At 64.6% G+C, this 23,635-nt stretch carries 23 protein-coding genes; 5 read left to right on the top strand and 18 right to left on the bottom strand.

Annotated elements, in window-relative coordinates:
• Nucleotides 1-40: 40 nt before the first annotated feature.
• A complete protein-coding gene (locus tag D3F03_RS17230) occupies nucleotides 41-316 on the bottom strand; it encodes a hypothetical protein (protein WP_158606164.1) in 276 nt (91 codons plus the stop codon).
• Here D3F03_RS17230 and D3F03_RS17225 point away from each other — a divergent pair.
• The 3 genes from D3F03_RS17225 to D3F03_RS12035 all read left to right on the top strand — a co-directional run bounded on the left by D3F03_RS17225 (nucleotide 228) and on the right by D3F03_RS12035 (nucleotide 2,233).
• Nucleotides 228-644, top strand: coding sequence for an IPTL-CTERM sorting domain-containing protein (locus tag D3F03_RS17225; RefSeq protein ID WP_342769322.1), 417 nt, complete (start codon nucleotides 228-230; stop codon nucleotides 642-644). The genes D3F03_RS17230 and D3F03_RS17225 overlap by 89 nt on opposite strands.
• Before the next feature lie 195 nt (nucleotides 645-839).
• Entirely contained in the window at nucleotides 840-1,388 is a 549-nt protein-coding gene (gene xrtH / locus D3F03_RS12040; protein ID WP_119109663.1) for an exosortase H, read from the top strand.
• Between the two features lie 17 nt (nucleotides 1,389-1,405).
• Nucleotides 1,406-2,233 (top strand): exosortase H-associated membrane protein, encoded by an 828-nt coding sequence (locus D3F03_RS12035; protein WP_199665456.1) that lies wholly within the window; start codon nucleotides 1,406-1,408, stop codon nucleotides 2,231-2,233.
• A gap of 135 nt (nucleotides 2,234-2,368) precedes the next feature.
• Here the strand turns inward: D3F03_RS12035 and D3F03_RS12030 are convergent, their stop codons facing one another.
• On the bottom strand, nucleotides 2,369-3,898 hold the full coding sequence (locus D3F03_RS12030) for an MFS transporter (RefSeq protein WP_119109662.1): 1,530 nt from the start codon (nucleotides 3,896-3,898) through the stop codon (nucleotides 2,369-2,371).
• Nucleotides 3,899-3,933: 35 nt separating this feature from the next.
• Entirely contained in the window at nucleotides 3,934-4,371 is a 438-nt protein-coding gene (locus tag D3F03_RS12025) for a carboxymuconolactone decarboxylase family protein (RefSeq protein WP_119109661.1), read from the bottom strand.
• A gap of 106 nt (nucleotides 4,372-4,477) precedes the next feature.
• Between D3F03_RS12025 and D3F03_RS12020 the strand changes: the two genes are divergently transcribed.
• Complete coding sequence (locus tag D3F03_RS12020) at nucleotides 4,478-5,380, top strand: LysR substrate-binding domain-containing protein (protein ID WP_119109660.1); 903 nt, start codon at nucleotides 4,478-4,480, stop codon at nucleotides 5,378-5,380.
• Here D3F03_RS12020 and D3F03_RS12015 read toward each other — a convergent pair.
• The 9 genes from D3F03_RS12015 to D3F03_RS11975 form a co-directional block, all read right to left on the bottom strand.
• A complete protein-coding gene (locus D3F03_RS12015) occupies nucleotides 5,334-6,548 on the bottom strand; it encodes a LacI family DNA-binding transcriptional regulator (protein ID WP_119109659.1) in 1,215 nt (404 codons plus the stop codon). The genes D3F03_RS12020 and D3F03_RS12015 overlap by 47 nt on opposite strands.
• Nucleotides 6,545-7,534, bottom strand: a complete 990-nt coding sequence (locus D3F03_RS12010) for a 2-hydroxyacid dehydrogenase (RefSeq protein WP_119109658.1) — start codon at nucleotides 7,532-7,534, stop codon at nucleotides 6,545-6,547. The genes D3F03_RS12015 and D3F03_RS12010 overlap by 4 nt, the downstream gene beginning before the upstream one ends.
• On the bottom strand, nucleotides 7,531-8,496 hold the full coding sequence (locus tag D3F03_RS12005; RefSeq protein ID WP_119109657.1) for a sugar kinase: 966 nt from the start codon (nucleotides 8,494-8,496) through the stop codon (nucleotides 7,531-7,533). Before D3F03_RS12005 ends, D3F03_RS12010 begins: the two co-directional genes overlap by 4 nt.
• A complete protein-coding gene (locus tag D3F03_RS12000; RefSeq protein ID WP_119109656.1) occupies nucleotides 8,493-9,236 on the bottom strand; it encodes a sugar phosphate isomerase/epimerase family protein in 744 nt (247 codons plus the stop codon). The genes D3F03_RS12005 and D3F03_RS12000 overlap by 4 nt, the downstream gene beginning before the upstream one ends.
• A gap of 59 nt (nucleotides 9,237-9,295) precedes the next feature.
• Entirely contained in the window at nucleotides 9,296-10,075 is a 780-nt protein-coding gene (locus D3F03_RS11995; protein WP_119109655.1) for an amino acid ABC transporter ATP-binding protein, read from the bottom strand.
• A gap of 16 nt (nucleotides 10,076-10,091) precedes the next feature.
• Nucleotides 10,092-10,898: a transporter substrate-binding domain-containing protein gene (locus D3F03_RS11990; RefSeq protein WP_119109654.1), complete on the bottom strand. Its 807-nt coding sequence runs from the start codon at nucleotides 10,896-10,898 to the stop codon at nucleotides 10,092-10,094.
• Nucleotides 10,899-10,965: 67 nt separating this feature from the next.
• On the bottom strand, nucleotides 10,966-11,619 hold the full coding sequence (locus D3F03_RS11985; RefSeq protein ID WP_119109653.1) for an amino acid ABC transporter permease: 654 nt from the start codon (nucleotides 11,617-11,619) through the stop codon (nucleotides 10,966-10,968).
• Between the two features lie 8 nt (nucleotides 11,620-11,627).
• Nucleotides 11,628-12,299 (bottom strand): amino acid ABC transporter permease, encoded by a 672-nt coding sequence (locus D3F03_RS11980; protein ID WP_119109652.1) that lies wholly within the window; start codon nucleotides 12,297-12,299, stop codon nucleotides 11,628-11,630.
• A gap of 468 nt (nucleotides 12,300-12,767) precedes the next feature.
• On the bottom strand, nucleotides 12,768-14,681 hold the full coding sequence (locus tag D3F03_RS11975) for an ABC transporter ATP-binding protein/permease (protein ID WP_119109681.1): 1,914 nt from the start codon (nucleotides 14,679-14,681) through the stop codon (nucleotides 12,768-12,770).
• Between the two features lie 553 nt (nucleotides 14,682-15,234).
• On the opposite strand from D3F03_RS11975, the gene D3F03_RS11970 reads away from it, so the two are divergent.
• Nucleotides 15,235-16,101, top strand: a complete 867-nt coding sequence (locus D3F03_RS11970) for an SDR family oxidoreductase (RefSeq protein ID WP_119109651.1) — start codon at nucleotides 15,235-15,237, stop codon at nucleotides 16,099-16,101.
• A gap of 202 nt (nucleotides 16,102-16,303) precedes the next feature.
• Here D3F03_RS11970 and D3F03_RS11965 read toward each other — a convergent pair whose 3' ends face one another.
• From D3F03_RS11965 to dnaA, 6 genes are all read right to left on the bottom strand, one after another.
• A complete protein-coding gene (locus D3F03_RS11965) occupies nucleotides 16,304-16,660 on the bottom strand; it encodes a DsrE/DsrF/TusD sulfur relay family protein (protein WP_119109650.1) in 357 nt (118 codons plus the stop codon).
• 35 nt (nucleotides 16,661-16,695) lie between these two features.
• A complete protein-coding gene (yedF, locus tag D3F03_RS11960) occupies nucleotides 16,696-16,935 on the bottom strand; it encodes a sulfurtransferase-like selenium metabolism protein YedF (protein WP_119109649.1) in 240 nt (79 codons plus the stop codon).
• A gap of 9 nt (nucleotides 16,936-16,944) precedes the next feature.
• Nucleotides 16,945-18,159, bottom strand: coding sequence for a selenium metabolism membrane protein YedE/FdhT (gene yedE / locus D3F03_RS11955; RefSeq protein ID WP_119109648.1), 1,215 nt, complete (start codon nucleotides 18,157-18,159; stop codon nucleotides 16,945-16,947).
• A 117-nt stretch (nucleotides 18,160-18,276) separates the two neighbouring features.
• Nucleotides 18,277-20,874: a DNA topoisomerase (ATP-hydrolyzing) subunit B gene (gene gyrB / locus D3F03_RS11950; RefSeq protein ID WP_119109647.1), complete on the bottom strand. Its 2,598-nt coding sequence runs from the start codon at nucleotides 20,872-20,874 to the stop codon at nucleotides 18,277-18,279.
• Between the two features lie 132 nt (nucleotides 20,875-21,006).
• Entirely contained in the window at nucleotides 21,007-22,113 is a 1,107-nt protein-coding gene (gene dnaN, locus D3F03_RS11945; RefSeq protein ID WP_119109646.1) for a DNA polymerase III subunit beta, read from the bottom strand.
• Between the two features lie 90 nt (nucleotides 22,114-22,203).
• Nucleotides 22,204-23,625 (bottom strand): chromosomal replication initiator protein DnaA, encoded by a 1,422-nt coding sequence (gene dnaA / locus D3F03_RS11940; RefSeq protein WP_119109645.1) that lies wholly within the window; start codon nucleotides 23,623-23,625, stop codon nucleotides 22,204-22,206.
• Nucleotides 23,626-23,635: the final 10 nt, after the last annotated feature.

Genomic DNA, 23,635 nt, shown 5'->3' with positions numbered 1-23,635 from the left:
CCAGCCCGATCACGGTGACGGGCCTGACCAACGGCACCGCCTACACCTTCACGGTGACCGCTACCAATACGGCGGGCACGGGCAGCGCCTCGGCAGCATCCAACAGCGTCACGCCCTTGCTCATGACGGTGACCGGAACTGTGCCTGGTATGGCTGGTACAGCTACGGCAACGCTTTCGGGTGGGGGCAGCAGTTGCACATTGGAACCATCTACCAGTTTCAACAGCGTGGTTAGCGCGCCCACGCCTGCGGGAACGACTTTGTCGTATGGTGAGTTCGCGTTCCAGGCTGTGGGCTGTACCACAAGCGTGACCATGACGCTGACCTACCCTGAGGCTTTGCCCATGAACATTCAGTTCTGGAAATACGGGCCTCAAACTGCGCTGGCTCCTGTATCGACCTGGTTCAGGTGGGCAAGTGCAACGCTCAGCCCCGATCGCAAGACGGTGAAATACACCATTTCAGACAATGGTGTGGGTGATTCAGATCCAACAGTGGGCAAGATTAGCGATCCATTCGCACCAGGGTTTGGTCCATTGGTGCCGGCGAGTAGCATTCCTGTAGATGCGCCGTGGGCGCTGGCAAGTTTGTCTGCGCTGATTGGGTTGTTTGCCTGGCGCCGTAGGCGTTTCATGCTCCGCTGAAGGCCATGTAAAGGACTCCTATCGTCCAAGTTTTTGACTTGGGGATAGGGCTTGCGTCCACGCTCGCTTTGTGCTTTGGCTTTGGATATGAAACAGCGCGATGCGCTTTCTCATGTGAGCAAACCGAACTTGCAGATAATCGTTCTTCTAGTGGAGCTCGCTGGGCGGCTTCTATAAGTCAATCGTTCGATTTTCATGCTTCGGTTTTTTCTCGTATTTCTTGCACTTCAGCTTAGCCTGTTCGGCATCAATATGCTCAACTGGGTTCAGCAGCATCTTGTGTTGCCCTGGACGGCATTGCTCGCCCGTTTTTGCGCCGAACTGGTGGTGTGGTTTGACTCCAGTGCGGCCGCAACTGGCAAGGTGTTGTGGAACACGCAAACGGGCTTTGGCGTTTCCATTGAGCCGGGGTGCAATGGCATTGAAGCGTGTATCGTTCTGTTTGCCGCGATCGTTGCATTTCCGGAGCGCTGGCGTCACAAACTCCTCGGGATTGGGGCAGGTTTCTTTGCCGTTCAGGCGCTAAACGTTCTGCGCATCATCAGCCTGTTCTATCTCGGACAATGGAATACGGCGGTGTTCAACTTTGCGCACGAATATCTGTGGCAAGGGCTGATCATGATCGACGTGTTGATGGTCTGGCTGCTGTGGGTGCGTGCGGGGCGGAAGCATTCCTCCTTCCAACCGCATGACGATTCTGGCGGTTCACCTCCGTCATCCCCAGCGCCTCTAGTCGCGGGATAGCGCGAAAAGGCTGGGCTGTGCGGTTGCGTCGTCCTTCTGGCTGGTTCGCTTTCGCCCTTTCCGCATTGGGCTGGATGGTGGCGTTGACGCTCGTATGGAGCAAGGTGTCGCCATGGACTTCATGGCCCGTGGCGGAGCTATCGCAAGTTGTGCTGGAGCAGACCGCGCCCATGTGGGTGCGCAGTATCCATAGTGAACTCGGAAAAATGGAGGTCGAAACCACCGTTGAAATGCCCGTGCAGGATGCTGGTGGTCGTCTTGGTGAGCTTTCGGTCGAGGCCGATCCGGGCCGCTATGCGTATGGCCTGCCCATTTTTCTGGCGCTCTTGTTTGCGGCACGACTCCGTGGCCGTGCGGGGCAGGCCCTTCTGGGCTACTTGCTGTTGCTGCCGGCGCAAGTGTTCAGTCTGACCATGTTTGTATTGATTCAGATCGTGCTGTATGCGAAGACCAGTGCAGAGGTGCTCAAGGTGCCGCATTGGCAGATCGAAGCTATCGTGTATGGGTATCAGGTGGGTGCTCTCGTCGTACCGACTTTGGTGCCCATCATGTTGTGGCTGTGGATCGATAAGAAATTTTTTATAGAAGTGGTGGCGCCCGGGATGCGTGCGCATTTGGTGGCGCCTGCGGGGAGTGCGGCAGAGCCAGTGCCTCTTTCGCAAGAGGTACTACAGCCGATGCTGCAAACGCTCTCCGCGGAAGCAGTGACCGAGCAAACGCCACTCCGAGGCGCTGTTCGCCCGGACAGTGAGCCCACTACGCGTCTGACAAGACAGCAAGAGGAGTCGCTTATCTCATCGGACGCGGCGGCGGCCTTGCCCAAGCGCCGCTCAGACACTTTGTGACCTGCAAGGGTGAGTTGGGAGCCTTGCGCTGGGCGTCGTTTTCCGTCGGTATGCGTGGCTACTCGCATGGCGCACGTATTGCCAAAAAATTCACCGATCATCGTGATACGCTGACATAGCGATAGCACCGCCTGCTCAGCGAAACACCCGCTGCGTCGCCGCCACCAACATTCCCGCCACGCCCAGCACAGCAACCAGCGCAAAGTGGTCCATGCCCGCCTGAAGGGTGGCCTGCTGCGCCACCATCTGCGCGGCTTGCGCCAGAGCCAACCGGGGGGCTGCGCTGGCCGGCAACCCGCTGCCCAGTGCCTGCTGCAGATGCTGGACCAGCGCGGTGAACTGGGGGTTGTACAGGCTCACTTGCGCTGCCAGCACCTCGTAGTGCACGGCGCCGCGCCATTGCTGGCCGATGGTCGCCAGGGCAATGCCCATGGCAATGCCGGCCTGCCCCATCATGTTCTTGAGCTGCTGCGCGTGGGAAAACACCGATTCATCGTGCTCCACGCCGCGAAACGTCTGCATGGCCGACACCGGCAATACGGTCAACAGAAACACGCTATTGAGCGCCAGTGCCGGCAGCACGTGGCGCCACAAGTCCGCGCCTGTGTTGAGCTGCGTCAGCAGCGCACCAGAGGCCGCCAGCGCCAGAAACCCGGTGACCAGAAACTTGCCTGGTGAGGGGTAGCGTGGCAGCAGGCGCGACATCACATCCCAGGTGAGAAGCGCTGCGCCAAGACCCAGCGCTTCGATCAGGCCCACGGTCTGCCAGCCAAAGCCTAGCGCGCGTTGCAGCAGCACGGGAACGACATAGTTGTTGGCGCCCAGCACCAGGTAGGCAAAACCGAACAGTGCCAACCCGGCCAGGAAGCGTGGACTCCACATCTCGCGCACGCGCAGCAGCGGCTCAGCATGGCGGTGCTGCGCGTGCAGGTAGAGGGCCAGCGCGGCGAGCGCACCCGCCAGCACCAACAGCACCGCCACCGTGTTGGAATAGAAGTCGTAGTACAGGCGCTGCAGGGCGTACAACAAGCCGAAGCTTGCGCCGAGCAACAGCAATTGTTGCCAAGGCTGCGCGGCTGAGCGGCGCTGCGGCACGTCGCGCGGCCCGCCATCGAGGGCCAGTGTGGCCAGCACAAAGACGACGGTGCTGAGCGCTGCCAACAGCAGGTACATCGCCGACCAATGGCTCTGGGCCACAGCCGTGGCCGCCAGCCATGGCGCGGCGGCGATCCCCACCGCCAGCCCGGTGGCCAGGCAGCGGATGCCGACAAAGCGTGCGGGGCCGGCGAGCCGGTGCTGAATGATCATGCGGCTGGCCGTGAAAAACGCGCCGCCCCCCAGCGCCATAAGGGCCCGTCCCAGCAGAAAGCTACTAAAGCTGCGGCTGCTGGCGCAGACCAGGGCGCCCGCCACGCACACCACCGCTCCGGCCTGGATAAAGCGCTGTCCGCCGACGCGCTCGACCCACCAGCGCTGCAGGGAGATCGCCAGGATCGCCAGGCTCGCGTAGACCGCGGCGATCAGGCTGAACTCCTCCGGACCGATGGCCACCTCGCCCATGATGGGGGCGGCGGCAAACGCCGTCATTCCCGATTGCAGAAATTCGGTCAGCGCCAGCACGAAAATCGTGCTGCAGACCAGTCGGTTGGAGGAGGCTTTGCTCATGGCCGCGTGCAGGGATTGCAAATGAGCGCGGCGCTTCAGGCCGGCATCTTGCGAAACGCGATGGCAAAGCGGTTCCAGGTGTTGATGGTGGTGATCAAGAGCATCAGATCCACCAACTCTTCGGGGGTGAAATGCGGGCGGATGTCCTCCCACACCGCGTCCGGCACATGCGTGTCTGCCACCAGCGTGACGGCCTCTGTCCAGGCCAGGGCGGCACGTTCGCGGTCGCTGAAGAAGGGTGTTTCGCGCCAGGCCGACAGACTGGCCAGGCGGCGCGTCTGCTCGCCCGCCTTGACCGCATCGCTGAAATGCATGTCCAGGCAGAACGCGCAGCCATTGATCTGCGAGACACGCAGACGCAGCAGTTCGGCAAGCGGCTTGTCGATGCCGGATTTGGCGATGCGCTGCTCCAGCGCGCCGAGCAGCCGCATCGCTTCGGGGTTGGCGGTGTAGAAATTGAGGCGGGTGTCCATGGGAAGCTCCTTGGGGTGTTGTGAAGGACTGCAACGATATCGGTGACGGTAATGGGTGATAAGACGGCAAAATAGCAAAATGTTGTCCTAAAAATGAGACGCCACCATGGACCTGAACGACCTGCGTTACTTCGCTCTGATCGTTGAGCACGGGGGATTCAGCGCTGCCGAGCGCGCCACGCATGTCACCAAGTCCAAGCTCAGCCGCCGCGTTGCCCTGCTGGAAGAGCGCCTCGGTGCACGCCTGTTCCAGCGCAGCACGCGGCGCCTGTCGCTCACCGAGGCAGGGCAGGCGTTCTACGAGCATTGCGCCGCCATGCTGGTGGAAGCCGAGGCAGCGCACCAAGCCATTGACGCGCTGCGCTCGGCGCCTTCAGGCACCGTCCGGCTGACCTGCCCGGTCGCCATTGCGCAGTTCTACGCGGCGCGCGTGGTCGCCGATTTCCTGCGCGAGCACCCCAAGGTGCGGGTGGAGATCGAATCCACCGACCGGGTGGTCAACCTGATCGAAGAGCGCATCGACGTGGCGCTGCGCGTGCGCACCAGCGGCCTGGAAGACCCGGGCCTGGTGACGCGGCGCATTGCTTCCGGCCACCGCGTTCTGGTGGCGGCCCCGGCCTACCTCGCAGGGCGTGAGCCCGTCGTAGAAGTGGCGCAGATTGCCGAGCACGACACCGTCAGCGGTCAGCGCGAGGGCGCTGAGCAGATCTGGGCGCTCACAGCCGCGGACGGGCGCAGTGCGCGCATCGCGCACCGCCCGCGCCTGCTGTGCTCAGACTACGCCGTGCAACTGGAGGCGGTGGCGGGCGGTGTCGGCATCGGGCTGCTGCCGCTGCGCATTGTCTGGCACGCGCTGGAAAGCGGAGCGCTGGTGCATGTGGCCAAGGACTGGCGCACGCTGGAGCAGGACATTCACCTGGTGTTTGTCAGCCGGCGCGGCCTGCTGCCGGCCGTGCGTGCGCTCATCGACCACCTGGTGCTGCACATTCCGGGGGCTCTGGGGGGGTGAGCTGCTTCTGGCTTCGGGTCGCCGGCCGTGTTGTGGCCGCAGCTGACGAGCCGCGCACGACCAGCCGACCCGGCAGCAGACGTTCGCGTGCCGGGCCATGCAGGCCGCCCAGCCGCTCCAGAAGGCACTGTGCGGCGCTCTGCCCTATCGCATCGGTTGGCTGAGAGACCATGGTCAGGCCAGGGCCGATCAGTGGTGCCCAGTCGGGGTCGTCGAAGCCGACAAAGCCCAGCTCGCGGCCAAAGCGCCAGCCCAGGCGCGCCATGGCTGCGGCCACGCGCAAGGTCACCACCGAGTTGCCCGCGACGATAGCCCCGCGCCCGTTGGCGCCAGCGCGTTCGCGCAACGCGCGGATCGCGGCGTCCAGTGTGCCGTCAGGCGCCCCATCAGCCGCGCCCTTCATCGCTTTGCCCAGCTCCAGCAGCTGTCCACGCACGGCCTGCGCGTGCACCTTGATGCAGCGCGAGAATGCGCTGGCGCGCTCCTGGCGTGAGCTTACGTCCTCCAGGGGCTGCGTGATGTAGAGCAGCTCGCGCCAGCCCTGCTCCACCAAATGGTCGCAGGCGGCGCGCATGGCGCTCTGGTTGTCCAGCGAGACGAAATCGGCGTTCAGGGCAGCATGGCGGCGATCCACCAGCACGGCGGGCCGGCCCTGGAGAATATCCGTGTCGGTTGGGTTTTTGCCCAGTGCTTCGCTTTGCCCCTGGGTGTTGAGAATAAAGCCGTCAACCTGGTAGCTGGCCAGCGCGGCGATGGCATCGCGCTCGCGCTCACGCTCGTTGCCAAGGTTGAACAACATCACGAGGTAGCCTGCTTCCTGGCAGACCTTTTCCGCGCCGCGCAGGACGGCGACGGAAAACGGATTGGTGATGTCGGCCACCACCAGGCCGATCAGCCTGGAACGCCCATGGCTGAGCGCCTGCGCCATGGGGCTTGGGCTGTAGGCCAGTTTGGCGATGGCCGCCTCCACTCGGGTGGCGATATCGGGGCTGAGCAGGCGCTCTCGGTGATTGAAGAAGCGCGAAACCGTGGCCTTGGACACGCCGGCTTCGGCGGCTACGTCGGCAATCGTCGGGCGGGTGCGCGCCACGCTGGCGGCAGTGGCGCGCACGGCGGGTGACGGGGTTGCTTCTGGCAATGCCAGCTTCGGCGGGCGCCGGGCGCTCATGTTGCTGGGGCTGTAGGGTAAGCCGCTTCAGGCCGCTCGCCTGCCAGTGCTTGTAGCAGATTGCGCGTGGCGAGGGCGGCCATGGCGTGGCGCGTGTCGTGCGTTGCCGAGCCAATGTGCGGCAGCGGCGTGACGCGCGGGTGTGTGCGCAGGGGCGAGGCGAGCGGCAGTGGTTCGGTGGTGAACACGTCAAGGCCTGCCGCGCACAGTTGGCCGTGGTCGAGCGCGGCGAGAAGATCGGCCTCCACCACGGTGGCGCCGCGTCCGCCATTGATGAAGAAGGCGCCAGGCTTCATGGCCGAGAAGAGTTGCGCGTCCACCATCCCGCGCGTTGTGTGGGTCAAGGGCAGCATGGCCACCACGATATCCGATCGCGCCAGCAGGGTGGCGAGCGGTGTGTGTTCGGCTTTGCCTTGCAGCTCAGGGGCCTGGCTTGCCAGGTCCACCGCATGGCGCGCGTGGTACAGCACCGGCATGCCAAAGCCCAGTGCTGCACGCCGTGCGATGGCTTGGCCGATGCGGCCAAAACCCAACAGGCCCAGCGTTTTGCCGTGCACGTCGGTGCCGAACAGGTCTTCGCCGATGTTGCGTGTCCAATGGCCTTCGCGCACCAGTTGCGAGAGTTCCACCACGCGGCGGCAGGTGGCCATGAGCAGTGCAAATACTGTGTCGGCCACGGTTTCGTCGAGCACGCCCGGTGTGTGGCACAGCACGATGCCACGCGCGTGCAGGGCGCCGAGGTCGTAGTTGTCCACGCCCACCGAAATGCTGGAGACCACCTCCAGGTGTTGGGCGTGCTGGATCAGCGCAGCGTCAAACCGGAAACTCGACCCGATCACACCGTGTGCTTTGGCCAGGGCAGCGTCAAACAGTGGGCGTTGTGCAGGCTGGCGCGGGTCGGCCACGGTCACGTCGTGCGCTGCCTGCAGGCGTGCCAGCTGGTCGGGTGGCAATTCCCGGAACACGAGGATCTTCTTGCGCGTCACAGGCCGGCTTCCTGCAGTTGGGTGCGCGATGGCAGGCCCTCGGTATCGCCTAGCACCTGTACCGCGCGCGCCCCGATCCAGGCGCCGCGCCGCACGGCGGCCAGCACGGTCTGCCCCTCCAGCAGTGCAGTGATCACGCCGACGGCAAAACCGTCGCCTGCGCCCACGGTGTCGACCACTTGAGCCACCGGGAAACCCGCCACGCGGCCGGTGCCCGCCACTTCGCTGTCGAAGTACGCGCCTTCGGCGCCAAGCTTCACCACGACCAGCTTGGCGCCGCGCTCGCGGTAGAAGCGTGCCACGCCTTCGGGCGTCGTTTCGCCGGTGAGGAACGCCCCCTCCTCCATGCCCGGCAGCACCCAGTCGGCATAGCGCGAGAGCTCGTTGATCCAGTGCCGCATGGTCTCCGGCGAGGACCACAGCGTGGGCCGCAGGTTGGGGTCGAACGAGATGGTGCGGCCGGCGGCGCGCATCACCTCCAGCGTTCGGATGGCGGCCTGCAAGCTGGTGTCTGAAATCGCGGCGAAGACGCCGGTAGCGTGCAGGTGGCGTGCGCTGCGCAGCCATGCCGCGTCCACATCGGCAGGGCCCATCTGGCTGGCGGCCGAGCCTTTGCGGTGGTATTCCACCTGGGGGTCGCGGCCGTCGGTCACGCGCTCCTTGAACTGAAACCCCGTGCGCTGCCCGGCGTCGCACACCACGTGGGAGCAGTCGATCCCTTCGCTCTGCATGGTGGCGAGCAGCGCGCGGCCCATGGAGTCTGTGCCCAGGCGGCTCGCCCAACCGACTTTCAGGCCCAGGCGTGCCAGTCCGATCGCGACGTTGGTTTCCGCCCCTGCGGTGCGCTTGTGAAAACCGGTGGCATGCTCCAGCGGGCCGGGCTCGTTGGCCACCAGCAGCAGCATGGCCTCGCCAAACAGGGCAACGTCGAGCGCGGTCTGCGCCGTGGCGTCGGCACTCATAGGCCCCTCCGGGCGGCGCGAATCACCTCGATCTGCGTGCGCGTGGCGGCTTCCAGCGTGTCGCCCACCAGCGGGTATTCAATGGCATGGGGAACGTCGGCAGGCAGGGCCCGCAAGACCGCACGCCACGGCGCGGCCGACGCCATGAGCGGCACCGCTACCCACTTGGCTGGTTGGCGCTGGACGCCCTTGCAGTGCACGTAGCGCACGTGGCGTGCCAGTGCCTGCGCAGCCTGCAGCGGGCATTCGCCTTGCCAGTGCCAGTTGCCCATGTCGAAGGTCATGCCCAGGTCCAGCCCGGCGCGTTCCTGCGCATCAAAAAAGCCCTGCATGGCGGCCAACGTGCCGGCGCTCTCCGTCTGGTCGTTCTCTATCACCAGCTCGGTTGCTTGTGCCACCAGCAGCTCCTTGAGCCGCGCGAGCGATGCGTGCGATGCCGTTCCGAAACCGCCAATCGCCATCTTCAGCCGAGGGGAACCCAGCACCTGCGCGGCGTGCAGGCCACGTGCCAGCGCCTGCTCGTCGAGTTGTCCCGTGGCGGCCCACAGCCCCTCGGGGCTGGAATACACCGCCGCCATGCCGGCCAGTGCGGGCAGCTCTGTCGCAGCATCGCGCAGCAACTCGCCACGCACCTCGACGCTGTCGGCCCCGGCCGCGCGCGAGAGCTGCGCGCACCAGAGCTGGCCATGGCGGCCGACTTCTGCCGCGCCGAAGGACGACAGGGAGATCAATACATTCATTGCTGTTCTTTCAGGAACCGCGCTCGGCACGGGACATCGTCACCGCGCGTGGGCGCGGCTCATTGGGCCTGGTGCGAGGTGAGAATCTGGCCGAGAAACTGGCGTGTCTTTTCGTGCCGGGGTTGCCCGAAGAATTGCGCCGGCGGCGCCTGTTCCAGGATTTTTCCGTCGGCCATGAAGATCACGCGGTCGGCCACGCTGCGGGCAAAGCCCATCTCATGCGTCACGCAGAGCATGGTCATGCCATCGTCGGCCAGGCCGATCATGGTGTCGAGCACTTCCTTGACCATTTCCGGGTCCAGAGCCGAGGTGGGTTCGTCGAACAGCATCACCTTGGGCGATAGGCACAGCGCCCGCGCGATGGCGACGCGCTGTTGCTGGCCGCCCGAGAGCTGGCTGGGGTACTTCTGCGCCTGCTCCGGGATGCGCACGCGCTTGAGGTACTGCATGGCGGTGGCCTCGGCCTCCTGGCGCGACATGCCCTTGGAGCGCATCGGCGAGAGCACACAGTTCTCCAGAATGGTCAGGTGCGGAAACAGGTTGAACTGCTGGAACACCATGCCGACCTCGGCGCGCACCGCGTCCACGTTCTTGCCGCCGGCGGTCAGGTCGATGCCGTCGACCACGATGCGGCCCTTTTGCACCGTCTCGAGCCGGTTGATGCATCGGATCAAGGTGGATTTGCCCGAGCCAGAAGGCCCGCAGAGGACGATGCGCTCACCCGCGCGCACCGACAGGTCGATGTCGGTGAGCACCTGAAAGCTGCCATACCATTTGTCGACGCCCTGCATCTCGATGATGGGCGCCGGGGCGGGCAGGGTCGTGACTGCGTCCGTCATGGGGGTTCCTCGGTACTTACTGCAGCTTGGGCAGATCGGCGCCCAGCCACTTCTGGTAGAGCTTGTTGAGCTCGCCGTTGGCCGTGTTGCGCTCGACAAAATCGTTCACCGCCTTGAGCAAGTCGTCTTGTCCGGGGCGCATGGCAATGCCCATGGCCTGTTGCAGCAGGTTGAACTTGTTCTCGAAGGTGTTGGCCGGCACGCGTTTGGCGATCTGCGCGGCCACGGTGACCGAGCAGCCAATGGCATCGACTTGCCCGGAAATCAAAGCCTGCATGGCAGACGCGTCGTCGTCGAAGCGGCGGATCTCCGTGCCTTCGGGCGCCGCCTTGGTCACCGCGACGTCCTGCGTGCTGGCACGCGCCACGCCCACGCGCAGGCCCTTCAAATCGGCACCGCTCTTGATGTTGGAGCCTGTTTTGCCGTACAGCACGATGGTGGCCGCGGCGTAGGGCTTGGAGAACTGTACCTGCTTGGCGCGTTCGGGCGTGATCGCGAGCGATGCCACCAGGACGTCGACCTTGCTGGTTTGCAGGAACGGAATCCGGTTGGGGCCGGTCACGGGGACGATGTTGGCTTTGACCCCCAAGTCCTTGGCGAGCAGCTTGGCCACATCGGCGTCGTAGCCGTCGGGCTGGTTTTGCGCGTTGGTGGTGCCGTAGGGCGGGAAGTCGATCAGCATGCCGATGGTGATCTCACCCTTCTTTTTGATCTCGGAGACCGTTTGCGCGCTGGCAAATGGTGCGAAAACGGTCAGGGCGGCGCCCAGGCCCAGCGCCGCGAGCGTGGCGGTAGCGGTGCGGCGTTGCAGGGAAAAGGTCATGCGAAGTCTCCTGGTGGTGGCGGGGTGAAAAGAGGGAAAGGACCGTTGTGCGCTGATGGTTAGGCGCTTAACGGGTCAGTGCCTTGGCGCGCTGGCGCTCCATGCGCGCCGCCATCAGCGACAGAGGCCAGCAAATGGCGAAGTACAGCGCTGCCACGGTGGCGAATACGCGCAGCGGCTCAAACGTGGCGTTGTTGATGATCTGGCCGGCGCGCGTGATCTCGGTGAACCCGATGATGGCGGCCAGGGAAGTGCCCTTGATGATCTGCACCACATAGCCCACCGTGGGCGGCAGCGCGATCTTGAAGGCCTGCGGCAGCACCACGAAACGCATGCGGTCGACATAGCCCAGGTTCAGCGCGTGCGCGGCCTCCCACTGACCACGGGGAATGGCCTCGATGCAGCCACGCCAGATCTCGCCCAGGAACGCGGCGCTGTTGAGCACCAGCGCGGCGCCGGCGGCCACCCAGGGGTTGATGTCCAGCCCAAACACCGGTGCACCGAAAAAGATCAGGAACAATTGCAGAAGCAGCGGCGTGCCCTGGAATACCTGAATGAAAAGCGTTGCCGCAAGGCGGGCGGCGCGACTCTCAGACGTGCGCGACAGCGCCACGACAAGCCCCAGGATCGAGCCGCCCACGAAGGCCATGGCGGAGAGCGCCAGCGTCCACTGCGCAGCCTGCACGATGAACCAGAACTCGGGAAATCCGAAAGTACGCATGGCAGGCCTCAGCGGCGGTCGGGGTAGTTGAGCGTGCGCTGGTAGATCAGCTTGAACAGCGCCGAGAACGACACCGCCAGTGCCAGGTAGATGCCCGCCACCACGATGTAGATCTCGAAACTGCGGAAGGTCTGCGATTGCAGGTTGGCCGCCACCGAGGTGAGGTCGTCGGCCGAGATGACCGACACCACGGCCGAGCTCAGCATCAGCAGGATGAACTGACTGGTCAGCGCCGGGTAGATGGCCTTGAGCGCCGGCTTGAGGATGATGAAACGGAAAATCTGAGTGGGCCTGAGGTTCAGCGCCCGGCCTGCTTCGATTTGTCCCTTGGGAATCGACTCGATGCCGGCGCGCACGATCTCGGCCGCATAGGCGCCTAGGTTCACCACCATGGCGGTAAGCGCCGCGGTGTAGGGCGACCAGCGCAGGCCCAGCGACGGCAATGCGAAGAAGAAGAAAAAGAGCTGGACCAGGAAAGGGGTGTTGCGGATCACCTCGATATAGGCGTTGACCACAAAGCGCAGCCATGCGGGCCCGGAGGTCTTGCCCCACGCACAGGCGATGGCGACCAACAGGCCAAGCACCGTCGCGGTGAGCGACAACTGCACGGTGATCCATGTGCCCTTGAGCAGCAAGGGCCAGGCGGCGAAGACGGTGTTGAACTGGAACTGGTAATTCACGTGAATCGCTGTGTGAGAGGCTTGTCGCGATTCTATGAAACCGGTTTCATAAAAATATAAGGAAAAACCCGTAAGGGTTCAACGTGCGCCCATGGGCCAGTGAAAAGGTGGCGCTCGCGTCCTTACCCGTGACGACGTCGGAGACGGGTTGTCAACTCTCCCGTAAAGTCCGCATCCCCTTTTTGAGCGACAGTTTGTCGAAGTCCTTCGACAGGCTCCGGGCGAACGGCAGAGCGTTGCAAGCACCGCCTTAATTAACTGCCAGGTGCCCAGGTCATCCCAGTAGGCAACGCAGCACTCGCACGGTCAGCCAGGCGAGCTTCAGGCCGTTGCCCAGCATGGCGCTGCTGCCTGGCAGCAGGATGGGCAAGCGGTGCCGGCTGCGGCCGGCGCCCCTTGTTTCGACTCGTATAGCGGGGATCGTCCAGAATGCGATATTCCGGGCGCCTTGGGTAGAGGTGGGTTGACCTACCCGGCCACTACCACCGGGCGCATCAACTGCGCGGCCCATGGCTCGGCAGCCTTGTGCGATGCCGTGGCGGTGTCCAGGGTTGCCCCTGCGGCGCCTCGTGCCGCTTCCGCCCGCTCGTAGCGCAAATGGTGCCCATGCCAGCGCGCCACCGTGCTGCGGTGGGCGATGCTGACGATCGCGGCATGGGGCAGGCGCTCCACCAGCAGGGCGTACATCGCGGCTTCGGTTTCTTCGTCCAGCGCCGAGGTGGCTTCGTCGAGAAACAGAAAATCGGGCTGCTGCAGCAAGGCGCGGCCAAACGCCAGGCGCTGCTGCTCGCCGGGCGATAGCCGCAGCGACCAGTTGTCGGCCGTCTCCAGCCGCTCCACCAGGGCGCCCAGGCGGCAGGCCACCAGCACGCCCCGCAGCGCGGCGGCGTCTTGGGTGTGGCCGCGGGCCGGGTAGCACAGGGCGTCGGCCAGCGTGCCCGACGGCAGATAGCTCTTTTGCGGCAGGAACAGTAGGCGCGCACCGGCAGGGTGCTGCACATGCCCGCGGCCATACGGCCAGATGCCCGAGAGGGCGCGGAACAGCACGCTTTTGCCGCTGCCCGACGGGCCCGACACCAACCAGCGCTCGCCCGCGTTGACCCGCAGGTCAAACGGCGTGGTGAGGATCTGGCCGTGGCCGGCGGTCGTGTCATCGCCCAGCGCGGGCGATCCTGGCGGCAGCAGCTCGCCGGGCGTGGCCAGCACCAGGCCCTGCGCCAGCAGCGCCAGCGGCGCGCTGCCGCTTTGCGGTGGCGCCGCAGCGCCGCCTTGTGTGACCACGATGCCGTTGGCGCCATCGCGCGCGGCTTCGTCGCGCTCGGCCCGCTCGATCGCGTCCTGCAAATCCAGCAGCCGGTTGGAGGACGCCTGCCAGTTGACCAGCGAGGCATAACTGTCGACGAACCACGACAGCGCGCCCTGCACCTGTCCGAAAGCCGAATTGATCTGCATGAGGCCACCCAGCGTGATCTTGCCGGCGAAATAGCGCGGCGCGGCGACGATCAGTGGGAAGACGATGGCGATCTGCCCATAGCCCGAGTTCACAAACACCAGCCGCCGCATGTAGACCATCAGCCAATGCCAGTTATGGCGAATCAGCGTGAAGCGGTCTTTGAGGACGCCCGCTTCCGTGCCCTCGCCGCCATACAGCGCCACGCCCTCGGCGTTCTCGCGCAGGCGCACCAGGCCGAAACGAAAACCGGCTTCGGTCTGCTCCTGCTGGAAGTACAGGCCAATCAGCGGCTTGCCCACCCGGTGCGTGATCCACGAGCCGGCCGCTGCATACAGCAGCGCCACCCACACCATGTAGCCGGGAACCGTCACCGCGTGCCCTGCGAGCGCAAAGCTGATCGGGCCCGAAATGGTCCACAGAATGGTGATGAAAGACAGCAGCGTCACCACCGAATTGAGCAGGCCCAGCGAGAGCGAAAGGCTGTCGGTGGTGAGGCTGCGGATGTCTTCCGAGATGCGCTGGTCCGGGTTGTCGGCGCTGCGCGATTGCTCGATGCGGTAGTAGGCCTGGTGTGCCGTCCAGCGAGCCAGGAAGCGGTTCGTCATCCAGGTGCGCCAGCGCATCTGCAGCCGCATGGTGTAGAACTGCTTGACCACCGCCACCACGATGAAGGCCGCTGCAATTGCGCAGAACTGCGCCAGCGCCGTCTTGAAGGCCGGGAAATCCTTGGCTTCCAGCGCGTTGTAGAACACGCGGTTCCAGTTGTTGAGCCACACATTGATGGCCACCACCGCCAGGTTCAGCGCCACCACGAAGGCCAGGAGCCCGAGCGCCGCCTTGCGGTCTTCCGACACCCAGTAAGGTTTGAGCAGCGCCCAGCTGTCGGCGAGCCGCAGCCGCCCGCGCAGGTCGCCCACGGTGGCGGGCATGCCCGGTGGGGTGTCGGGCTCGCCTTCGCCGTAAGGGTCGGCGCCGCCATCGCGGCGGTTGTGGGCAGGCCCAACAGCACCTGGGCCGGGATTGCGTTGGTCTGCGGGAGTTGGGGGCATGCGGGAATCCGAAGAATGCGGTGGCGGGGATGTGCGGTGCGGCGGTCAGAGACAGCGATTTCGAACGACGCGCCGTGGGGAAAAACCTTTTCGCTCTTGCACTGGGGCGCTAGGGTAGGTGCAAGGCGAGGCATTGGAGCAGAGCAAGCATCGCCGGGTTCCGCGCAGCGCAGCCGGCGACGCGGTCACAGCCGTGTGAGCACGCGGGCTATCGTCTCTGCGCCTGCGCCAGGCCGGGCGCGCAGCGGGCCCTTGGGTGTCCACGGCGCAGACGATCAATTAACTATGAAATGTATAGCTATCAGCGCTTACCACATAAGCGCTAGAGGCTTATTTTCTTAAAATTTTCGGTCTTAACCTTGGTGCAAGCGGGCTCGTCAGCCGGCGCCCCTGATTACCATGGCACGATCGTCCTGCTGCCTGTGCGCCCACCATGCCAACTCTGAATCTCCCCCTGCGCGGCCGCGTTGCCCTGGTGACCGGGGCCAACACCGGCATCGGGCTGGTGACGGCGCGTGTGCTGGCCGAGCGCGGCGCCCATCTGTTCGTCACTTGCCGCAATGCGGCCACCGGCGCGGCAGCAGTAGAGCAGATTCGCTCCGGCAGCGGCAACCCACAGGTCGAAGCCCTGTCGATGGATCTGGCCGATTTCGCCTCGGTGCGCGCCTGTGCGCACGCTTTTCTGGCCCGCGAATTGCCGCTGCACATTTTGGTCAACAACGCCGGACTCGGGGGGAAGAGCGGGCTGACCGCGTCGGGGTTTGAGCTGGCCTTTGGCGTGAACCACATGGGCCATTTCCTGTTCACGCAGTTGCTGCTCGAACGCCTCAAGCGCTCGGCACCGGCGCGCATCGTCACCGTGGCGAGCCGGGCGCATTTTCGTGCCGCTGGGTTGGATTGGGAGGCCCTGCGCCAAGGCACGCGCAGCCGCACCGGCATCGATGAGTATTGCAACTCCAAGCTTGCCAATGTGCTGTTCAGCGCCGAACTGGGCCGCCGGTTGCAGGGCAGCGGCGTGAGTACCTACGCGGTACACCCGGGCGTGGTGGCCTCGGACGTTTGGCGCGCGGTGCCGTGGCCGATCCGTCCGCTGATGAAGCTCGGCATGATTTCTACGGAAGAAGGTGCCGCCACCAGCTTGCACTGCGCCACCGCACCCGAACTTGCCACAGCGTCTGGCCTGTACTACGACAAGTGCCGGCCGCGCACGCCGAGTGCCCTGGCGCTCGATGCGGCCTTGGCGGCCCAGTTGTGGCAGCGCAGTGAAGCTTGGGCGGAGAGGGAAGCGGGCGCCCGCTGATACGCCTGGAACGCTGGGCAACCCCTGCCACCTCTCGGGCCGTTCAGAGGGGCTTCAAGCGGCTTGTTCTCAACCTCCAGGGTCAGAACCGCCCCCCGGGCCAGCCTTGAGCCCGAAGCACGGATGCGCGGCGTGTGAGGGACTTGTTCAGCATTGCCTTAACCAGCACGAAGCCCGTTGTCGCCACCCGTGCGGTGGGCGTTCAGAACGTCAGCACCTTGTCGGCTTCCAGCGTCCAGTCGGCCAGCTCGGGCAAGGTGCCAATGGCGACGCCTTCGATCAGTGGCAGGTCGGCCAGACCACGCGCCATGGCGCAGGTGCGGCACAGCCGGATCGCCACGCCATCGCCCACCAGTTGTTCGACCATGGCCTGCAGGCCGCCGGTGGCGCCGTCTCGCTGGTTCGGCAGCCCCAGAACGGTGGCGTCGGACATCAGAAACACGCGCACCAGGGGCGTGTCGTGCTCACGCCCCGCCAGCGTGGTGGCCAGGCGCAGCGCCGACAGGCAGCGCTCGCTGCCATAGGGGGCCGCGTGGACGATGATCAGGACTTTTTGCATGGATGGCTTTCTTGCTCGGCGGGTGGTCGGAGGGTTCAACGGCGGATCAGGTAGCGGATGGTCGGCCCGTCCTGCTGAATCTCCAGCACCTCGTAGCCATGGTTCTTGGCATCGAGGGGAATGCTGTTGATCGACTGCGGGCAGTCGGACACGACCTCCAGAATCTGACCGGGCGCAAGCTGGGGCATGGCTTCAAGCGTGGCGACCGCCGGGTAGGGGCAGGGCTCGCCCAGCATGTCAAGGCGAAAGTCGGGAACGTAGGGGCGGATGCTCATGGGGGCCTTTCAAAGGGCGGTTTGCAGTGCGGCGGCGCTCAGGCGTGCCTTCTTGGCAAAAAAGTGCTTTTCCCACCAGACGACCAGCGCCAGCGACAGGCCCAGCATTCCATAGGTGGCGAGCAGACCGCCCTGCGGGCCCAGCACCTTGAGCAGGTTGACCTTGTCGTAGTTGACGGCAATGAGGGGTGCCAGGTCGTCCCAGACCAGCGCCAGCAGTGTCGAGCCGATCACATTGCCCAGGCCCACCCACCAGTAGTGCACCTGGCCTTCGACGGCACGGTACATCCAGCCGGTCTCGCAGCCACCGGCCAGCACGATGCCAAAACCGAACAGCAGGCCGCCGATCACGGCGTTCGGGCCGGCCCAGAAGATCTTTGGGTCCAGCCCCAGTTGCACATAGCTGTACACGCCAATGGTGCCCACCGCCATGCCGGCAATGATGGCCTTGGCCATCTGCGTGCGCCCGGTGATCCACAGATCGCGAAACGCCGAGGTAAAGCACACCTGGGCGCGCTCGATGATCAGGCCAAAGGCCAAGCCAAACAGCGCCGCCATTCCGAGCTTGGGTGCAGCGAAGGCTTTGGCCACGGCCCAGACGATAAAGGCCAGAAACAGCGCCATGCCGAGGCGAAAGCGTGTCCTGGCCTGCGCCTGGCGCGCCGACAGGGGCTGCGGCGCCGATACCTTTTGCAGCTTCACCGGGATGCGAAAGACGGGCAGCAGGCTGACCTTGGCCCCGGCCAACGAGCCGATGGCTGTGGCAATGGCAAAAAACCAGGCGTGCAGCGAGAACTGCGGAATTCCCGTGAAGAACGCGGCCAGATTGCAGCCCATCGCCAGGCGCGCGCCAAAGCCCGCGATGATGCCGCCCACCAACGCCTGGAACACGCGGATGCGGTGCGTGGGCAGGCGCAGCTTGACGTTATTGGCCCAGAGCGCTGCAGACAAGCAGCCGACAAACATGCCGATGATCATCACGCCGTCCACGCGCGTCAGCGGCGTGCCTTGCAGACCAATGAGCTTGAAGTAGCCCCAGTGCGACAGGTCCACGCCCGCAAACTGCAGTGCATGGCCGCCCCAGCGCGTGAATTCACCCGTGACGGCCCAGAAGGTGCCGGTCAGGCCAAAGTAATAGGCAGAGAGCACCCCCGCCGCAATTACGGACGGAACGGGCGACCAGAAGCGCACGAGGTACTGTTGTTTGAATTCCTGCCAGGTCATGACGGGTTGGCTTTCAGAAGAACACCCGCGCAACAGGGCGGGCCGAGGGTGGAAACAACAAAGGCTCCATGGCGGAGCCTCTGCAGCAATGAGGGGCGGCGGGTGCCTTGCTTGCGCTCAGATGTCGATATTTCCCGCGCGCAGCGCATTGGTCTCAATGAAATCCCGCCGTGGCTCGACCTCGTCGCCCATGAGCATGGTGAACACCCGATCCGCCTCGATGGTGTCGTCGATTTGCACGCGCAGCAGGCGGCGCACTTCGGGGTCCATGGTGGTTTCCCAGAGCTGCTCGGGATTCATTTCGCCCAGGCCCTTGTAGCGCTGGCGGCTGGTGGTGCGCTCGGCCTCCGAAATGAGCCAGGCCATGGCTTCGCGGAAGTCGCCTGCTTTCTCGGATTTCTGGCGCTCGCCTTCGCCGCGCTGCACCTTGGCGCCCTCGCCCAGCAGGCCGCGGAAGGTGTCGGCCGCGGTGGCCAGAGCGGCGTAGTCGGCGCCGTGCACGAAGTCTTGCGTGATGACGCTGCTTTTGACGTTGCCGTGGTGGCGGCGGCTGATGCGCAGCAGCGGCTTGTCGGTGCGGGCATCGAACTCGCTCGCCACTTCGGCGGGGACGCCAGTGCTGGAGAGTTCGCGCAGAGCGGTTTGCAGGGCGACGGCGCTGGCTTCGGCAGCCTCCACTGTGTCGAGGTTGAGGTGCACGCCGCCGGCAATCGCGCGCAGGGCTTCGAAGTCCATGAAGCTGGACAGGCGGTTGATGACGTTTTCGGCCAGTTGGTGCTTTTGCGCCAGTTCGGCCAGCGTGTCGCCGCTGAGGGTTTGCGGGTCGGCACCGCCGGTGGTCACGCTGGCGCCCTGCAGCGCCACGCGCAGCAGGAAGGTGTCCAGCGCGGGTGCGTCTTTCAGGTACAGCTCGTCCTTGCCGGCCTTCACTTTGTACAGCGGCGGCTGGGCGATGTAGATGTGGCCGCGCTCGACCAGCTCGGGCATCTGGCGGTAGAAGAAGGTCAGCAGCAGGGTGCGGATGTGCGCGCCGTCCACGTCGGCGTCGGTCATGATGATGATGCGGTGGTAACGCAGCTTGGCGACGTCGAAATCGTCGCTGCCGGTGCTGCCGCCGGCCTTGCCGATACCGGTGCCCAGCGCCGTGATCAGCGTGAGGATTTCGTTGCTGGTCAGCAGTTTTTCGTAGCGGGCTTTCTCAACGTTCAGGATCTTGCCGCGCAGCGGCAGGATGGCCTGGAACTTGCGGTCGCGGCCTTGCTTGGCAGAGCCCCCGGCGGAGTCGCCCTCGACAATGTAGATCTCGCACATCGCCGGGTCTTTTTCCTGGCAGTCGGCGAGCTTGCCGGGCAGGCCCATGCCGTCGAGCACGCCCTTGCGGCGCGTCAGGTCGCGCGCCTTGCGGGCGGCTTCGCGGGCGCGGGCGGCCTCGATGATCTTGCCGCAGATGATTTTGGCGTCCGCGGGCTTCTCCTGCAGGTAATCGGTGAGCAGCTTGCCGACGATGTCTTCCACCGGGGCGCGCACTTCGCTCGATACCAGCTTGTCCTTGGTCTGGCTGCTGAACTTGGGTTCGGGCACTTTGACGGAGAGCACGCAGCACAGGCCTTCGCGCATGTCGTCGCCGGTGACTTCGACCTTGGCCTTCTTGGCGAGGTCGTTCTCGTCGATGTATTTGTTGATGACGCGCGTCATCGCGGCGCGCAGGCCGGTCAGGTGGGTGCCGCCGTCGCGCTGCGGAATGTTGTTGGTGAAGCACAGCACCTGCTCGCTGTAGCCGCTGTTCCACTGCATGGCCACTTCGACGCCGATGTGCGTGCCGGGGATACCGCCGTAGGTCTCGGCCGGCCGCTCGCCGGCCGCGTAGAAGGAATGGGGATGCAGGACGGTCTTGCCCTTGTTGATGAACTCGACAAAGCCGCGCACGCCACCCGCGCCGGAGAAATCGTCTTCCTTGCCGGTGCGCTCGTCTTTCAGGCGGATGCGCACGCCGTTGTTCAGGAACGAGAGCTCGCGCAGGCGCTTGGCCAGAATCTCATAGTGGAAATCGCTGTTTTCCTTGAAGATTTCGGTGTCGGGCAGAAAGTGCACCTCGGTGCCACGCTTGTCGGTGTCGCCTGTCACCTTCATGGGCGAGACTTCGACGCCGTCCACGGTCTCGATGAGGCGGTTTTGCACAAAGCCGCGGCTGAATTCAAGCACGTGCACCTTGCCTTCGCGGCGCACCGTCAGGCGCAGCATTTTGGAGAGCGCGTTCACGCAGCTCACGCCCACGCCGTGCAGGCCGCCCGAGACCTTGTAGCTGTTCTGGTTGAACTTGCCGCCGGCGTGCAGCTCGGTCAGAGCAATTTCGGACGCACTGCGCTTGGGCTCGTGCTTGTCGTCCATCTTCACGCCCGTGGGAATGCCGCGGCCGTTGTCGGTGACGGAGACCGAGTTGTCCGAGTGGATGGTGACGACGATGTCGTCGCAATGGCCGGCGAGTGCTTCGTCGATGGAGTTGTCCACCACTTCAAAGACGAGGTGGTGCAGGCCGGTGCCGTCGGACGTATCGCCGATGTACATGCCGGGGCGTTTGCGCACCGCTTCCAGGCCTTCGAGGATGGTGATGGCGCCTTCGCCATAGCCTTCGCTGGCGCCGGCCTGGTGGGCGTCGATCCGCTGGACGGGGGTGAGCGGTTCGTCGGATTCGGGCAAGTGGTTGTCAGCGGTCATAAAATTCTAGCCAAATTGGCCTCTAGCGCTTATCCTGTAAGCGTGAGCAGCTATTAAATAAATAGTAAATGCATGCCGAGCAATGCGCCACTCGGCTTGTGCAGGGAGCGCAGCGACACAGGGGGTTGGCCTCTAGATTCTCATCGGCATCACGACGTATTTGAAGCTGTCGTTCTCAGGAATGGTGATCAGCGCCGAGCTGCTGCCATCGGCCAGGGCGATCTGCACCATGTCTTGCGGCATGCTGGCGAGCGCGTCGATCAGGTAGGTGACGTTGAAGCCGATCTCGATCGGCTCGCCGCCGTAGTCGATATCCAGCTCGTCCACCGCCTCTTCCTGCTCGGCGTTGTTGCTGGTCACGCGCAGGCTGCCGGGCTCCAGGTTCAGGCGCACGCCCTTGAACTTGTCGCTGGTCATGATGGCGGTGCGCTGCAGGCTGGCCAGAAGCGGCGCGCGGCCCAGGGTAATGGTGTTGCCGTGGCTGCGGGGAATCACGCGGTTGTAGTCAGGGAACTTGCCTTCGACCAGCTTGGTGACGAACTCCATCGCGCCAAAGCTGAACTTGGCCTGGTTGCTGGCGAATTGCATTTCGATGGCGGCGTCGCCGTCGCTCAGCAGGCGCTGCAGTTCCAGCACCGTCTTGCGCGGCAGGATGACTTCCTGCTTGGGCACCTCGACATCCAGCGTGGCACTGGCAAACGCCAGGCGGTGGCCGTCGGTGGCGACCAGGGAGAGCGTCTTGCCCTCGGCGACAAAAAGAATGCCGTTCAGGTAGTAGCGGATGTCTTGCACCGCCATGGCGAAGGCCACCTGGCCGAGCAGGTTTTTGAGGGTCTTTTGCGGAATGCTGAAAGCCGGGCCGAAGTTGGCGGCCTCCTGCACCAGCGGGAAGTCTTCCGCCGGCAAGGTCTGCAAGGTGAAGCGGCTCTTGCCGCCCTTGAGCACCAGCTTTTCCTGCGCCGTCTCCAGGCTCACGGTCTGGTCACCGGGCATGGTGCGCAGCACGTCGATGAGCTTGCGCGCCGCTACCGTGGTGGTGAAGTCGCCGGTGTCGCCGCCGAGTTCCGCCGTGGTGCGGATCTGGATTTCCAGGTCGCTGGTGGTCAGTTGCAGGGCGTTGCCGGTCTTTCTGAGCAGCACGTTGGCCAGGATCGGCAGCGTGTGGCGGCGCTCGACGATGCCGGCGACCGATTGCAGGACTGCGAGAACCTTGTCTTGGGGAGCCTTCAGAACGATCATTTCATCCTCTTGTGGTTTTCTGCGATTGGCCGGCGCCCGTCTCCCGCGCCGTTTAACCCGCCATTTTGCCTGTGCGCCACGCCGTCTGGCCTAGCCTTTGAGTGTCTGCTCCAGCACATGGAGCTGCTGGTTCAGTTCGGTGAGCTGCTGGCGCTCGGTGGATATCTTGCGCACCGCGTGCAGCACGGTGGTGTGGTCGCGCCCGCCAAACAGTTCGCCGATCTCGGGCAGGCTTTTTTGCGTCAGCTCCTTGGCCAGGTACATGGCAATCTGGCGCGGCCGGGCAATGCTGGCCGGGCGCTTCTTGCTGTACATGTCTGCCACTTTGATCTTGTAATAGTCGGCTACCGTCTTTTGAATGTTCTCGACGCTGATCTGGCGGTTCTGGATGGACAGCAGGTCGCGCAGGGCCTCGCGGGCGAGCTGAATCGAGATTTCCTTTTGGTTGAAGCGGCTGTAGGCCAGGATCTTGCGCAGCGCACCTTCGAGCTCGCGCACGTTCGAGCGCACGTTCTTGGCGACGAAAAACGCCACTTCCTCGGGCATCTCGACGCTCTCGGCGTGCGCCTTGTTGATCAGGATGGCGACGCGCATTTCCAGCTCGGGCGGCTCGATGGCCACCGTCAGGCCGGAATCAAAGCGCGAGACCAGCCGCTCGTGGATGTCCGCCAGGCCCTTGGGGTAGGTGTCGCTGGTCATGACGATGTGGCTCTTTTTGGCCAGCAGCGCCTCGAAGGCGTTGAAGAATTCTTCCTGCGTGCGGTCCTTGTTGGCGAAGAACTGCACGTCGTCGATCAGCAGCAGATCGAGCGAGTGGTAGCGCTGCTTGAACTCGTCAAAAGTCTTGCGCTGGTACGACTTGACCACATCCGAGACGAACTGCTCGGCGTGGATGTAGAGAACTTTGGCGTTCGGCCGGTCGGCCAGCAGCTTGTTGCCCACGGCGTGCACCAGATGGGTCTTGCCCAGGCCGACGCCGCCGTAGATGAAAAGCGGGTTGTACAAATGCCCCGGCATCCCCGCCACGTGCATGGCGGCGGCGCGCGCCATGCGGTTGGCCGTGCCCTCGACCAGCGTGTCGAAGGTGAGGCCAGGGTTCAGGCGGTTGCGCGGTGGGCTGTACGCCGCATCGCCCTCGGGGCGCTGCGAGGCAAGCGCCTCCGCCGGCGCCTGGGCGGCGGTATTTGCAGGTGCAGCGTACGCACGCACGGGGGCTGCGCGCTGAGCAAGCGCTAACTCCAGCGTCACGGTCTGGCCCGAGAGCTGCTCCAGTACCGAGGCAATGCGCCCGGCATACTGCGAGCGAATCCAGTCGAGCGTGAAGCGGTTGGGAACGTACAGCGTGGCGCGGGAGAAGTCGTCCGAGACTTGAGCGCTCAGGGGTTTGATCCAGGTGCCGAACTGTTGGGCGGGCAAGTCTTGCGCCAGTTGCTCCAGGCAGGCCTGCCACAATGCCTGCCCCGCTTGTGGTGCGGATGCGTCAGGGGCAGGGTTCGCGAATTCCTCTGTCATGTAGATGGTT

Origin of the sequence: Simplicispira hankyongi (assembly GCF_003570885.1) — a bacterium.
GTDB lineage: Bacteria > Pseudomonadota > Gammaproteobacteria > Burkholderiales > Burkholderiaceae_C > Simplicispira > Simplicispira hankyongi.
This window is presented reverse-complemented; position numbering and strand designations above follow the sequence as displayed.